The organism is Microcoleus sp. AS-A8 (assembly GCA_039962225.1).
In the GTDB taxonomy this organism is placed as follows: domain Bacteria; phylum Cyanobacteriota; class Cyanobacteriia; order Cyanobacteriales; family Coleofasciculaceae; genus Allocoleopsis.
Map to the genome: position 1 here is coordinate 62,038 of JAMPKV010000029.1, position 14,462 is coordinate 76,499.

At 46.0% G+C, this 14,462-nt stretch carries 12 protein-coding genes; 3 read left to right on the forward strand and 9 right to left on the reverse strand.

The features are described from left to right. Positions 1-4 precede the first annotated feature (4 nt). A complete protein-coding gene (kaiC, locus tag NDI48_28020; protein ID MEP0835015.1) occupies positions 5-1,732 on the reverse strand; it encodes a circadian clock protein KaiC in 1,728 nt (575 codons plus the stop codon). A 147-nt stretch (positions 1,733-1,879) separates the two neighbouring features. Beyond that, positions 1,880-3,538 (reverse strand): chemotaxis protein CheB, encoded by a 1,659-nt coding sequence (locus tag NDI48_28025; protein ID MEP0835016.1) that lies wholly within the window; start codon positions 3,536-3,538, stop codon positions 1,880-1,882. Positions 3,539-3,794: 256 nt separating this feature from the next. On the opposite strand from NDI48_28025, the gene NDI48_28030 reads away from it, so the two are divergent. After that, positions 3,795-4,574, forward strand: a complete 780-nt coding sequence (locus NDI48_28030) for an alpha/beta hydrolase (protein MEP0835017.1) — start codon at positions 3,795-3,797, stop codon at positions 4,572-4,574. A gap of 193 nt (positions 4,575-4,767) precedes the next feature. Here NDI48_28030 and NDI48_28035 read toward each other — a convergent pair whose 3' ends face one another. Together NDI48_28035 and NDI48_28040 are read right to left on the reverse strand one after the other, a co-directional pair. Continuing rightward, on the reverse strand, positions 4,768-4,989 hold the full coding sequence (locus NDI48_28035) for a DUF4327 family protein (GenBank protein MEP0835018.1): 222 nt from the start codon (positions 4,987-4,989) through the stop codon (positions 4,768-4,770). A 61-nt stretch (positions 4,990-5,050) separates the two neighbouring features. Beyond that, positions 5,051-5,251: a hypothetical protein gene (locus tag NDI48_28040; GenBank protein ID MEP0835019.1), complete on the reverse strand. Its 201-nt coding sequence runs from the start codon at positions 5,249-5,251 to the stop codon at positions 5,051-5,053. 163 nt (positions 5,252-5,414) lie between these two features. Between NDI48_28040 and NDI48_28045 the strand changes: the two genes are divergently transcribed. Beyond that, positions 5,415-6,617, forward strand: coding sequence for a HAMP domain-containing histidine kinase (locus NDI48_28045; protein ID MEP0835020.1), 1,203 nt, complete (start codon positions 5,415-5,417; stop codon positions 6,615-6,617). A 59-nt stretch (positions 6,618-6,676) separates the two neighbouring features. On the opposite strand, the gene NDI48_28050 is transcribed toward NDI48_28045, so the two are convergent. From NDI48_28050 to gorA, 4 genes are all read right to left on the reverse strand, one after another. Then, positions 6,677-7,090, reverse strand: a complete 414-nt coding sequence (locus NDI48_28050) for a response regulator (protein MEP0835021.1) — start codon at positions 7,088-7,090, stop codon at positions 6,677-6,679. Between the two features lie 347 nt (positions 7,091-7,437). Continuing rightward, positions 7,438-7,683 carry an SDR family NAD(P)-dependent oxidoreductase gene (locus tag NDI48_28055; protein ID MEP0835022.1) on the reverse strand — a complete coding sequence of 82 codons (246 nt, stop codon included), beginning with the start codon at positions 7,681-7,683 and terminating at the stop codon, positions 7,438-7,440. 12 nt (positions 7,684-7,695) lie between these two features. Further along, positions 7,696-8,553, reverse strand: coding sequence for a WGxxGxxG-CTERM domain-containing protein (locus NDI48_28060; protein MEP0835023.1), 858 nt, complete (start codon positions 8,551-8,553; stop codon positions 7,696-7,698). A gap of 439 nt (positions 8,554-8,992) precedes the next feature. Next, positions 8,993-10,336: a glutathione-disulfide reductase gene (gorA, locus tag NDI48_28065; protein ID MEP0835024.1), complete on the reverse strand. Its 1,344-nt coding sequence runs from the start codon at positions 10,334-10,336 to the stop codon at positions 8,993-8,995. Between the two features lie 930 nt (positions 10,337-11,266). Between gorA and NDI48_28070 the strand changes: the two genes are divergently transcribed. Further along, positions 11,267-11,425 (forward strand): hypothetical protein, encoded by a 159-nt coding sequence (locus NDI48_28070; protein ID MEP0835025.1) that lies wholly within the window; start codon positions 11,267-11,269, stop codon positions 11,423-11,425. 717 nt (positions 11,426-12,142) lie between these two features. Here NDI48_28070 and NDI48_28075 read toward each other — a convergent pair. Next, positions 12,143-14,005: a DnaJ domain-containing protein gene (locus tag NDI48_28075; GenBank protein MEP0835026.1), complete on the reverse strand. Its 1,863-nt coding sequence runs from the start codon at positions 14,003-14,005 to the stop codon at positions 12,143-12,145. Between the last annotated feature and the right edge of the window lie 457 nt (positions 14,006-14,462).

Below are 14,462 nucleotides of genomic sequence, written 5' to 3' on the forward strand. Positions count from 1 at the left end.
CGTTTTAACTCCAAAGACCGTCAGCCTGATCCGCCTTACGCAGTTGCGCGATAGTTGTTCGGTCTTGGAGTGAAAGGTTCTGCTGCACTTCCTCTTGCTGAATCATCACTTCCAACTCTTCCGCCTCCGTCTCCATCTGAGCCTGCAAAGCGGCAATTTGAGATTGGGCGAGCGCTTTCTTTCGTTCCAGCTCACGTCGCTTCCGTTCAAACTCCTGTTGACGGCTCCATCTAGCGGCTTTTTCCTTGGTCTCTTGAATCACTCGTGCAGCACCCGTCAGCACCTTTTCTGACCCTAAATAAACATCAAACAACTCTATTCCCTGCGGAGTCATCCGAAATTCCCGCATCTGATTGGAGTGTGCCATTCCGCGCGATTTTAGGACAAACAGCACTCGGTTGCGCTCCCCATTCCCTTCTTGGATACGCACCTCCAGCCAGGTATCCATTAAGGATGAAACTCCCATTTCGGTATGCTCAAGCGCACTATTCCCCCCCGTCAGATTGGTAAACAGTACGGTGATTTGCTGGGATTTGAGAAAATCAATGAGGCGGAAGAGAAAGCCTTTGGCCTGCGTCATGTTACCACCCAAATGTAGATTACTCATCGGGTCAATAATCACGACAGAGGGTTGAAACTCGGTTAGCCAATGGTGGATTTTCGCCAAGTGCATTTCTAAACCATACGCCGTAGGACGTGTCGCTTGGAACCGCAGGAGTCCTTGGTTGACAAATGGCTCTAAGTCCAAACCAATCGAACTCATATTACGCAGAATCTGCTGCGGCGCTTCCTCGAAGGCCAAATAAAGGCAACGTTCGCCTCGCAGGCAAGTCGCTTGGGCAAAATGGGCGGCAAGGGTGCTTTTGCCAGTTCCTGCCGTGCCTGTGAGCAGAATACTGCTCCCTCGAAAATATCCTTTCCCGCCCAGCATGGTGTCGAGGCGCTCGATGCCGGTTGAGACCCGTTCCGTGGATATGTCATGATCTAATCCCACCGAGGTAATCGGTAAAACGGAAATCCCATTTTGATCAATTAAAAATGGATATTCATTCGAGCTGTGAGCTGAACCCCGATACTTGACAATTTGCAAGCGTCGCGTGGAAACTTCGTCCTGGATGCGTTGCTCCAGCCGGATCACACAATCAGACACATACTCCTCTAAGCCATGACGGGTTAGCGAGTTCTCGCCCTTTTCACTCGTGATGATTGCTGTCACGCCTTTGGTTTTCAGCCAGCGAAACAACCGCCGTAGTTCTGCCCGCACAATGGAGGCATTGGATAGACCGGCAAACAGGACTTCAACCGTATCTAAAACCACTCGCTTGGCTTTGATGGCATCAATTGCATAGCTCAGCCGAATGAATAAAGCTTCTAGACTATATTCGCCAGTTTCTTCAATCTCGTTTGGGTCAATGTGAACGTAGTCAATGGAAATTTTTTCTTCAGCGGTCAACTGCTCTAAATCCCAACCTAGGGAAGCAACGTTTTGGGTTAGTTCTTCAGCCGTTTCTTCAAACGCCATGAACACGCCCGGTTCACCATACTCAAGTGCGCCACGGATGAGAAATTCCATTCCCATTAAAGTTTTGCCACAACCGGCTGTGCCACAAACGAGTGTCGGACGCCCAAGGGGCAATCCACCAGCCGTGATTTCGTCCAACCCTTGAATTCCAGTTGGGCATTTGAGTAGCTGATTTTTATACAACGTTGTTGCCGTATTAGGTTGAGCCATAGTCACCGAATGGTTAATAGAAATGAAGGGAAACAAAACTTTATAAATCTGAGCGATTCAGATATAGTTCAACTCCTAAATTTCTATATTTTTCCTTCTAAATCATGACTCATTATCTGCCTCAGAGGTAGCATGACTCAAGGCTGTTTAGAGGGCTACCTGTGACATCACTAGGTTGACGAGGGCAGAGGCGATCGCATTGCTGGGCACAACCAAATCGACCTTTCCCGTTTGAATCGTGGCAGATGGCATTTCAAAGAACTCGGACGTACTTTCATCCTGAGCAATGACCTTACCACCCATATTATGAATGGCCTGCGCCCCCGACGCTCCATCGTTACCCGTACCCGTGAGAATAACAGCGATCGCACGTTCTTTGAAACTAGCGGCGACTGACTGCAACAGCAAGTCAACTGAGGGGGGAGGTGAAAAGTCCACAAAAGCCACCTGAGACAAGGAGAATGTCCCGTTCGGATTAATCAGCAGGTGTTTCTGAGGAGGAGCGATATAGATGATCCCCGCTCGTAAGCCATCTCCTTCTTGGGCATACTGGAGTGGCATGATATTGGGGTAGTTGACGATATCAGTCATCCAGCGACCAGAAGAGCGAGTTTCTAACTGCTGCACCACGATGATCGCGGCAGGAAAGTTCGGCGGTAAGGCAGGCAGAATCTGACTTAATACCTTCAACCCACCCGTAGACGCGGCCAACACCACGACTTTTAAGGGTGAAGTAGTCAGGGGATGAGGTGGTGAATTAGGGTCTACACCCTCTGTCTCTACCTGCGTCGCGGCTGGTTCTTGTGTAGCAGGCAATTGCCCTTGATAAAGTGCTTGCCGGATCAGGTCAGCATTCTGTAAGGCTTCCACCGCCTGCGCTTCAAAACGTTGGGCTGAGAGAGTGCGATGGCCTTCACGCGCCTTGGTTGCCATCTGACGCATGAGTTCTCCGCGCTCTTCGAGAGAACGAATCGCTGTCCATAGCGCCTCTTCTTGAGCCTCAGACTGGTTTGCCAGTAAATTAGCCACTGAGAAGGCGTGCCCCACGCGACAGCGGAACTGGAGCAACTCTCTTTCATGCAGTTGGTACAAGGTACCGCCACAGTCTGGACAGGTAAAGTTTGAAGGTGTCCCAGGCTTCCCACGGCTTCGCATCGCAGCCCCATCCAACTCAACAACGTCAGGTTCCATTTCCATCTCACTTTCACTAGACACCGTCTTTGCTTCTTCCTTAACGACTGGTTCATGGGCTAGCTGTATTAAAGTCGGGGCGATTAAAGATAGGGGCAGGACATAGTCAACTTCTACATTTTCCTTAGCACTGCTAGGCATCCCGCTAAACAGGGCATCCTTGGGGTCTTGTACAACAGCCACACCGCCATAGTGCTTCACATCCATCAGCCCCGCTGTACCATCATCCAGGGTGCCTGACAAAATCACACCAATCACCCGCCGTCCATAAGCCTTCGCTGCTGTGCGAAACAGGGGATCGACGGCTGGACGACAACTGTTCTCCATCGGCCCCTGCACTAAGCGGATGTAGCCACGTTTGACGACTAAGTGGTAATCCGGTGGTGCTACGTAGATACGTCCCGGCACAATTACCTCACTGTCTGTCGCATGAGCGGCGAGCAAATCGCCCTTGCGGTTCAGGATGTCCGGCAGAACACTTTTACTCCACCTGGGAAAGTGAACGACGATGAAGATCGCTGCTGGTAGATCTTTGGGCAAATCACGGACGAGTTGAGAGAGAGTTTCCACTCCCCCGGCGGAGGCTCCTATAACAATGATGTCGTGACCAGACATTGTTTTTCTCAATAGAATAGGGGCAATATCTATCTCTGTAATAATAGGCAATAGCCCTTATCAATATCTTATAATTTGGGAGTTTTTCTGGCTAAGAAATTATCAAGTTAAATAAACCCTAGGCTTTGGCTCAATTTCTAGCTAAAGAAGGATGTAGTGATGCTTTATAAAATTACAGTCAGAAATCTTGTGAGCGAAAGTTTATATTTAGCTTTTTGGCAAAATTTCCAGTTGCTCTCGCAAAAGGGATAAAGTGGTGAATCAACTCAGGGAAAAGCACATCGATGTCAATAATTTTACAATTTACTATCAGGAAGGAGGTATCGTTTCTAACTCAGCTCCCATACTTTTTTTACCGGGATGGGGTGTATCTGTTGAAACTTATGGAGAAAGCTTAGAGGCGTTATCTCAGCGTTATCAGGTCATTGCACCCGATTTACCCGGTTTTTGCAAATCAACTAGTCCAACATTTCTGAAAAATTATCAGGATTATGCTAATTGCATCGTTTCTTTTGTCAATCGTTTAAATATTCAAAAAGTTCATTTAGTAGGACATTCTATCGGAGGAGCGATCGCCATAGCGATGGCGGCCTCAATGCCGTCCCTTGTCAGCAGTCTTGCCGTAGTAGATAGTACAGGTATCCCGTTGGGTTCTTTGCCAGAAGTCTTGCTGCGAAGGTCAATTGAACTCCCAGCTCAATTGGGTTCAATCAAGATGGGGGCTTTGATCGAGATGTGGCAATCCTCAACTTATAACTGGTTTTTCAGACCTCAAAATGTGTTCCAGACAGCCTTGATTTCGCTCAATGAAGACTTAAGACCTCTGCTCTCAAACATCGAGTCTCCTTGTTTAGTGATGTGGGGAGAAAAAGATTGTTTTATCCCGCTCAAGTTGGGTCAAGAGCTAGCGCAAGGAATCAAAGGTTCGCGGCTCGTTGTTGTGGAAGGAGAATACCATGAATTAAGTATGTTTCGTCCAGAGAAGTTTGCAGCGATTATCTCTGACTTTATTGATGAAGTTGAGAGCCTCAAATAAGGCCAAGATTGGAGCGCGGCAAGCGAAAGGCGATCGTGTTCGGGAAATGATGTACAAAAGAAGCAGGCTGATGAGCATTCTGCCACGAACTGATTGGCGATCGCCTCTTGTATTTTTGCCAAATCTAGGTGCACCCTCCCGATTCGCCTATGGCTTAAGTTCGTGAATTTCCTTTGTTCTTTTCACCTAATGTTCAATCGTTGCGCCATTCTTCCTCGCCGATTAAATCGGCAATCCGATCTCTGAGGAGAAAAGCGTGTTCTTCTAACTCAAACTCAACACCAGCCCATTCGCTGGCTGGAATATACTGGCAAAGAACATAGATGCATTGTTGACGACTAATCACATTCCTCTGCACAAGGCGACGGGCTTGTTTTTGGATCACATCTATAGAATACCGGGATGACTGAATCATAATGGCTTCTCTTCAATGAGCTAGCACAAGTCAGAATAACCCCTAAGGCTTTGGGATAACTTCACCCCCAGGAATGGACATCAAATCGCCGTAAATCTGTATCCAGAAATACCATTTGCATATTATTTTGTGTTAAATTATACAATTTACTGCCTCCCGCCTTAGCATGACCAACCTGAACGGTTGATCCGGTGTTTTCTGAGGCGGGGAACGTTGTACTGTTGCTAATCATCCCCAGAGCAAGGCTGAATCTTAAGTTCATTCGTAGCCTGGAATACAAAATTCCTCAACAGACAATAAACTCAGGAATCGAGTGCAAATTATGCGCCAGCAAGATACACATTAACTGGCTTAACTTGGCATTGGCTCAACTAGAATGTTGCCTACGGGGGTTTTCCAACCTACTCCTCCCCTAATCCAACCCAATGAATTTTAGTCAATTGCTTCTTGAAAAAATCGACACAATTACCAATCGCTGGGTTGAAGCCGTTCGTGTTGATAGGCAGATTTCAAGTTCTGACAAATTACCACACTTAGCTATACAAAATCATCTTCCCGATGTTCTCATGGCGACAGCAACGGTGCTTTCCCAATACCAAGACAGTGATGTTCAATCGATAGTACAGACAAGTTTGGAACATGGTGTTCTGCGAGCTACCCAAGGTTTCACTCCGACAGAAATTGCGCGGGAATATCGTTTACTGCGCCGGGTTATCTTTTCTTCATTAGAGGCAGATCTCTTAGAGAGTACGGTTCGGGAAGTCATACGAGTTTATAGTGTGATTGATGCGATGATCGACGAAGCCATTGCCCAATGTTTCAAAAGTTATGTTGAGGAGCGATTACACGAACTTCACCAGCTACGCTCGTCAGCCGAGCTAACCAATCAGGAATTAACTCGCTTGGTAAAAGCTAATCAGGACAATCTCTCTCAACTCGCCCACGAACTAAAAAACCCTCTGAATTCTATTATTGGTTACTCGGAACTGTTTTTGCGTTCTGCCCGAAAGAATACTGAAGTTCGAGAAAGCTTGCCCACCCTGGAACACATTGAACGAGTGGTACGCAATGGCAGACAATTACTTCGCCTGATTAACGATTCCTTGGAAATCTCCCGGTATTCCGCAGGGAAGATGAAACTGCAACTCGTGGCAACAGATGTACAATCTTTAATCAAGGATGTGGTTGAAATGTTGGAGCCTTCGGCTAGTGCCAAAGGGATACATCTAATAATTGATTGCCAGCATGTGCCGGAAAAAGTGCTGACAGATTCTTTACGATTACAGCAAATTGTCACAAATCTGCTGAGTAATGCGATTCGTTATACAGAGTCAGGAACGGTTCAATTAACGTGCCAGATTTTATCGGATAATCAGTGGTCTATTGCCATTACTGATACGGGAATTGGGATTGCACCAGAAGATCAGTCTCGTGTCTTTGACCCCTTCTTTCAAGCTGGCACTAATGAGTCTCCCTTACCCGATAGTACGGGATTAGGGCTAGCCATTGTCTGGCAGTTAGTTAAACTCATGCAAGGTGAAATAGAGTTGGTATCAGAGGTTGGAGTTGGTTCTACCTTCACGGTAATCTTACCCCTACAAATCAAAACCCTTGAAGCGGTGACTTGACTTTTGCCTCAGCGCCATTTCCTCTTATCAAGAGCTTTTATAGTCGGCAAGGGTTGAAATTATTGATTAGAATTCATCATTTCTTTAAAGCGCAAAGAAGCTTTGATTCTTGCCATTAATTCATCATATTCAATGGGCTTACGGATGAAGTCATTGGCTCCCAACTCTAATCCTTGAGCTGCATCAGCATCTAGATAAGCTGTAATCAGCAGAATAGGCATGAATGGGAGATTTTTATTTTGCCGAATCCGCCGAGTGGTTTCATAGCCATTCATTCCTGGCATCATGGCATCCATTAAGACGATATCGGGGGGCGCGGCTTCTATTTTGGCTAATGCTAATTTACCATTTTTAGCAATGTCAACCTCAAATCCCTCTTCCGTCAAAATGGTTTGAAGTAGAAATAAATTATCCTCTAGATCATCCACAACCAAGATACGTTTAGCTTGGTTTTTAGCTTGAAACGGAGACATAAAAAAAGCCTTTCCTAGGTATAAATACTAAAAGAACTAAGCCACAATTCTATCCTTAGTTATATGATTGCTATTTCTTGCTTGGCTTACGTCGTACCTTCAGTAGATATTTAAAGACTTAAGTTAGATGCGTTTAAAGATTGTTTGGGTTGCTTTATTCGGGCGGATTGAGTAGACCACACTGTCTTACAAGGCTATTGAGTGGAAACGGTTTAGCGCCAGAATCTTCCTCTACAACGACGCCAGTTTTGCAGTTATCACAGAAGCCACAGGGTTCTTTCAAGTGTTCAGCAAAGTAAACATGCTCGAAGCTTGGGAGCGGCTCGAATAGATGGTCCGGCGCATCTTCAGATTTCGGCTTGAGCAGCGATCGCCTTTACCTGCTCAAACACGGTTAGGTCAGCAGGTACTGCGATCGCTTCACCACCCATTTGCTCGATTTCGTCCACTAGAGACTGCAACCCTGATTCACTCCGAGCAGAGACTACCCGTTTGGCAGCCCGTGCAGCGAATTGAAAAACCGTTTCTCGCCCAATCCCACGAGAAGCTCCTTCAACAGCAACAACTTGCTGGTCGAGGGGCTTAAGTTGCATCACTAGCCATCCTTATCTCGGTCTAACGGTTTCTTGTTGGGGCTTACGGAACAAATTGGCTAAGCCAATGAGACCCAGTAAACCTAGCCAACCCCAACTATTAGACTCGCGCTCTTGGCTAGCGGGGCTAACGTCTTGGTAAGAGTTTGTACCTGAAGTCGTGCCACTAGGGGCTGTGGTGGTACCGGAAGTCGTGCTATCAGGAGCCGTCGTGCTGCCAGAAGTTGTGCCACTCGTGCCACTGGTGGTGCCAGAAGTTGTACCACTCGTGCCACCGCTGCTACCGGAAGTTGTGCCACTCGCACCACCGCTAGTGCCGGAAGTTGTGCCACTCGTGCCACCGCTGGTGCCGGAAGTTGTGCCACTCGTGCCACCGCTGGTGCCGGAAGTTGTGCCACTCGTGCCACTGCTGGTGCCGGAAGTTGTGCCACTCGTGCCACCGCTGGTGCCGGAAGTTGTGCCACTCGTGCCACTGCCTGTACTCGTGCCTGTGCCCGTGTCGCCTAAACCACTGCCTGTGCCCGTGCCCGTGCCCGTGCCGCCTAAACCACTGCCTGTGCCTGTGCCTAGGCCCGTGCCGCCTAAACCACTGCCTGTGCCTGTACCTGTTCCGGAAGTTGTGCCTCCTGCTCCAGTACCTGTGCCAGACGTTGTGCCACCCGTTCCCGTCGTACCGCCTAAACCACTACCTGTGCCTGTACTAGTACCTGTTCCGGAAGTTGTGCCTCCTGCTCCAGTACCTGTGCCAGACGTTGCGCCACCCGAACCCCCGCTAGTTTGAGCAGAAGTAGGCACTGTTAATGGCATAGTGGTTAAACCAAGGGCCAAAGCACCAGCCAAAGCCAGTTTGGATACATCAAAAGATTTCATAGTTATGCTTGTTTTTATTTTCTAAATGTTTTAGGAAATCTGACAAAAAAAACGGTAGTTTCACCTGATTGAGCCGCTGAATTGAGAAGAGCGATTGCACAAACATGTCGTACCCCTTTAGGGAAACCAATGTTTAGTTTTGCTCGACCGTGCTCATGACTGAACGAGTCGTTATGCTTCTCAATGACAAACACCCTTAAGAAGCATAGAAGCTTCTGTTTTTCCCAACTTCTACCAAAGGAGTAAACCCGCTTCTATCTAAGGACTTGTCTAAGGTTAAGTGACGCTGTAAGCACCAATACAGCTTTATTCAGCGCTAGGTTTCAGTACAGGGTATTTACCTTGCATCCATCGGCTCTAAGCTCAATAGGCAAAGAGTATTCAGAGATTAGATTGCTGATGGCTGAAATATCTTCTGAATCCAGTAACGTATTTCACGCTATCGGAGACTAAAAAACTCTTCGGCAACGGAAGGATGAATGCCAATGGTTGCATCAAACTCTTTCTTTGTTGCGCCCAGACGGACAGCGATTGCAAGACATTGAATAATCTCTATTGCCCCTTCACCTACCATATGAGCACCTAGCACCCGATCTGAGCTACTATCAACCACTAACTTAATTAGGGTTTTCTCATCTCGTTTAGCCAAACTGTGTAAAAGAGGCCGAAACTTGGAGCGGTAACAACGCACAGAGTCACCCAGTTTTTCACGAGCTTGAGCTTCACTCAAACCAACAGTAGCCGCCTCAGGGTGAGAACTAACGGTTACTGGAACACATTCATAGCAGATAGTATTGGGTTTGTTGCCAAATTGGGTATCGGCAAAAGCTCGACCTTGAGCAATAGCAACCGGAGTAAAATTAAGCCGATTAATACAATCACCAACCGCAAAAATATTGGGCTGTGTACTTCGGTTATTTTCATCCACGACAATTGCACCTTTAGTTATCTGAATTCCTGCTTTTTCCAGAGCTAAGCTACTGATATTAGGGACACGTTCCGTTGCATAAAGAACCGTATCTACGCTCAATTCATTCTGTTGTTTTCCTGATAATACTAAGTTCAGTTCATTTCCTAAAGGTTGAATCGATTTTACTTTACTGTGGTTTAAAATCTGAATATCCCGCTTGATCAGAGCCTCCTGAACAGCTATTTGAATATCTTCATCAAAAGCCTCAAGGATATGGTCATCCTCAATAATCTGAGTAACTTGAGAGCCTAGATTATTCATAATCCCTGCTAATTTTACGGCTATATAATTACTGCCGATGATTGCAATATTTTTGGGTTGCTGCGGGAGATTAAATAGTTCCTGGGAGGTGATGGCGTATTCTATTCCGGGGATTTCGGGTTTCACAGCTTTCGCGCCCACTGCAATCAAAATTTTGTCAGTCGTAATATGACGTCCTCCGACTTGTAAGGTATGAGGATTGTGAAAGGTGGTGCAACCCTTAATCAATTCAATACCTGCTGCTTTAAGAGATTGAGTATGCACCTGACTTAGGCGATGGATTTCTTCTTCTTTAGCAGCAATGAATTGCTGCCAATCAAATTTACATCGAGCCTTCTTCCAGCCATAGCCCTCTGCATTATGAGAATCCTCAGAGAACTCTGCTGCAAAGGACATTAGTTTTTCGGGGATACACCCTCGGATTACACAGGTACCCCCCACTAAATCTTGCTCAGCGAGGGCAACACGAATCCCATAGCCAGCCGCCTGTTTGGCAGCAGCAATACCTCCGGAGCCGGCACCAATCACAAAAAGGTCATAATCAAATTTCATAACAAGATGTACTTGAGTTGTGAACACTCAAGAAGGAAAGTATAAAAAGGCAATCGCCTCGTCAAATCATGTCAGGAATCTAATAACTCTAGCCACATATAAGCCTTGCATAATTCTCTTTGGCTTAAGCAAAGCTTCTGGCGGCGATCGAGTCTACACTCTTAAGTTAATGGCTCTTATTACTTGTTCCTTATATCTGAGGAAATAAGTTAGGTTAATTTAAGCTGTAATTAGTTATACTATGGGCTTCACACAGCTTTGAACAATCATCAAAATAGAAGGGCTTATTCTGTCAAAATAGACATAAATTCTCCCTGGTCAAACTAGAAATTTTCATATGTATGCTGGGTTGATGCACTTACTTTAATAAGGCTACGGGAAGAACGGATGCTCTTGAAGCGAGATAGACAAGCTTCAAGATGGGGGCAGTCTTCACATTGAAGCTCTTGTCCCGGATTAGAACATCCACAAGGGGGATTTAAGAAACACTCTTGAGGATGCTTGGGTGTCTCCTGATCTCTGAGTACAATGCTTAAAGCTGTTTCTCGCCAAAATATAGTTAAAGCCTGATAAAGCATAAGTTTTTTTACTATTTCTTAGTTCCTATTCAACAAAAATTCATCATTAATTGGAGAGAATCCCCAGTCTCAGATCATCTCCGTTCTATAATTGATGTTTGCCAGTGATTCAGTGTAAATGAATACTAAGGTATTAGTAAAAATACCTGCATCTAACTACAGGCAGAATGATTAATAATAAAATTTTGACGATTTCAATCTCAGCCTGAAGAGAGGTTATTCATCCGAATGGCTGCCTCTAAGCTGAGGTGTAGGAAAAACCCGACTTGGCCAGGGGTTCCCTGTTTTTTGTCGGTACTGCTACTGTCGTGTGGCGTTACGCCAGATTCACCCTTTTAACTGACCCTAACGATTGCGTATACCAATCCACTTCAACGATTACACCGTGTTCAAGTCGCCGCTTAAGGACTTTATGCAAGTGGTTAAAGAAGCAGGGTTGGATGGACGGGTGAAGTATCTCAGCCACGGTGAGACTTATACATTTAATGTGTCTCCCAATTTGTGGCAGTAGGTATAGATCGTGTCAGTGCGATCGCTCATGAGGATTCAAGCGGTATGAGGAGACGTGTAGCGATCGCGTAAGCGTCTCAAACTCTAGCCAATATCAGTTTTCATTTCGCCACGACGCTAGTGCACTCCTGTCATCGTGCCCGCGTAAAGCTTGTATTAAGGTAAACGCCTCAAACCTGTTCAGGATAATATATGATTTTAACTTATGGTTTCAACGTATCTCCGTTGTTATAGAGCTATGATTTTTTTAAAAAATGTTAAATACTTTTCTGGGACTGGCAAATAAGTACCTGATTGTCTACCATTGCCTTACTTAATGAGTGTTTACGTCCATAAGTTTTTATAACTCTTAAATTCATAAAGAGTTGATAAATATCGAGTTATAGCAACATTTTTAATTTAATCAACTCTATGATTTGGTTGTCCATAGAATGGGTATCACAGAACTAGCGTTAGCTTATGGAAGAGTTAGGTCGCTAGTTCTGTTTCTTTCTTTTTTTTGTAATCTCAAACCCGATAGACTTTGTGGCTGGGTGAGGGGAACATTTATCCCTTGAGTAGGGAAATAAAATTATAGCCTTGATGGTTCTATCCGACAAGACATTTATCAATAAAGCTCTTTCGTTTCGTCACTCTGGCTACTGCCTCGCCTCTGCAATCAATTGATGTCCAGATTGTACATAAGGGTTATACTCCCGCTGGGTAAGCGATCGCTCCCCTATAGCCAAGCCTTGCTCAGTTCCTTCAGAAACTCCTCATAAGCCTTATTGATTGCCTGCATAGTGGATATTGCACTAGCAGCAGGGTTGATATCAGGGTGGTACTGCCGTGCCAATCGACGGTAAGCCAGCTTAACTTCCTCTGGATGAGCATCACTATCGACACCCAAAACTCTCCACCATTCCCCAGATGATAGGGAATCAGATTCATTACCGCCAAGTATTCGACGCCAAATCTTAATAGTGCCGTTGTTTCCACCACTGATCAGAGTTTGTCCATCAGGAGTGAAGGCAACGGGACTGCACCCCGGCAGGGTTTGGATGAGTTCGCCCGTGTAAATATTCCACAGTTTAACTTCTTTCATGCTGCCGCTAGCCAGGATTTGTCCATCAGGCGTCATGGCAACGGAAAAAATCTCGGTTGATTGACTATCTATTGTGCGAAGGAGTTCTCCACTGTGGAGATTCCAAAATTTTATAGTACCGTCTGTACTACCACTCGCTAAACTATTGCCGTCAGGACTGATAGCAATAGAAGTCACCCAACTACTATGTCCAGAAAGAATGCGGGGTTGTGCCAAACGGTCTAAAGACCAAATCCTGATAGTTTTGTCCGCGCTACCACTCACGAGAGTTTGATTATCTGGAGTAATAGCAATAGACCAAATTGTGTCTGAATGTCCATTCAGAGTGCGTTTAAATTCTCCAGTGTACCCACCCCACAATCGAATAGTTTTATCACCACTGGCACTAGCAAGAATTCTGCGATCGCGGCTGAAGGCAACGGAGGAAACAAAACCAGAATGGCTGTAAGGAGAGTTTAGATAAAAAAAGCTGCCCATTAGTTCCCTTGTCTCAATCTGCCAACTGCTGATTTTGTTATCGAAGCCACCAGCAACCAGCATTTTTCCATCCGGACTAATGGCAACAGTAGAAACCTCCCCTGCTTGCCCAAAGAAGGTGAAAATCCGCTTTCCTGTTTTGAGATTCCACAGGCTAACGGTTCTATCCTGACTCCCACTGGCAAGCGTCTGTCCATCGGGGCTAATAGCGATGGTATTAACTGAGCCTGAGTGTCCTTTGAGCGTGCGTAAACATTTCCAAGGTTGAGGGGGTTGAGCCTCAATAGAAAAATTTTCTGCTTCAATTTCAGGAGCCGTAAATTGGCTCTCCTGGGATACTGAATAAGTGGCAGAGTTTTCAGGTTTTACAGATGAGTTGATGGCTGGATTAGAGGAAATTGCTGGTGCAAAATCAGGATGAGCAGAAGATTTTTTCCCGACTTTAACCTTTAACTGTGCTAACTCCTCCTCGATTTCCCAGGTAGCAAATTTTTGTTCTACGGCATCACCTAATAGTGTCCTCTCTAGCGCTTCCAGTTCTAACTCTAGAAGAGCCTGAGTGTACGCCTCCATTTCCAGCACTTTACTTTCCATGCGCCCAAAAGCATTTATAGCGCCCGCCATTCGTTGCCCTGGCTCTTGTTTGAACGCTTTGTACAAACCATAAACACCAAGTCCAACGACGCCTCCAGCCGCTGCCATTGTACCCATACCAATGCCAACGGCTCCAAATCCTCCAGCTAATCCCATTCCGCCAACTGTTGCGGAAACACCAGCACCCCCTAAGGCACCCATGCCGATCGCACCGAAAGCTGCCGAATCTCCATCTGCGATCGCACAAAAAGCGCCATAAGCCGCTGCACCAGCAACTGCCCCAGCCACGGTAACTGGAGCCATACCAATGCCAAAAGCACCAAACCCTCCAGCTAATCCCATCCCGCCAACTGTGGCAGATACTCCAGCACCAGTAGCCGCGCCACCAGCCATAAACACGACACTTTGTGCTGAAATTTCTGCCATTACTTTTTGCCCCTTGGGTTACTGAGATTGCTCTCAGGCTACACTTCAGTTCCGGGCTGCGGCATCGTGAAAATTACTGAAATATTCTTGACAAAGCAAACCTGTCACCCATTGTGTAACAACTAGTACCAAATCCCCATTTATAACCGCTTTTATCTGTTTATCTCCTCTTGTTCTCTACTCTGTGAACTCTGTGCCTCTGTGGTTCGTACAACTCAGATCTTGCACCTTATCACCCACAGACTGGAAGTCTGGGGCTACACAAACAAAGCCTGCCTAGTGCAGGCTGGCAGAAATAACCCACCAGTCTAAACCGTCTTTGGGTAGCCTTCGTACTTCCACTCAAATGGTTTAGCCAGGGTTCGGTTGAAATATTCAATAAATACCAAAATGCGATCGCTTAAATCTTTAGTTGAAGTGAAACTGGAGCGCTTGAGCAAGCGTCTCATCAGGATGC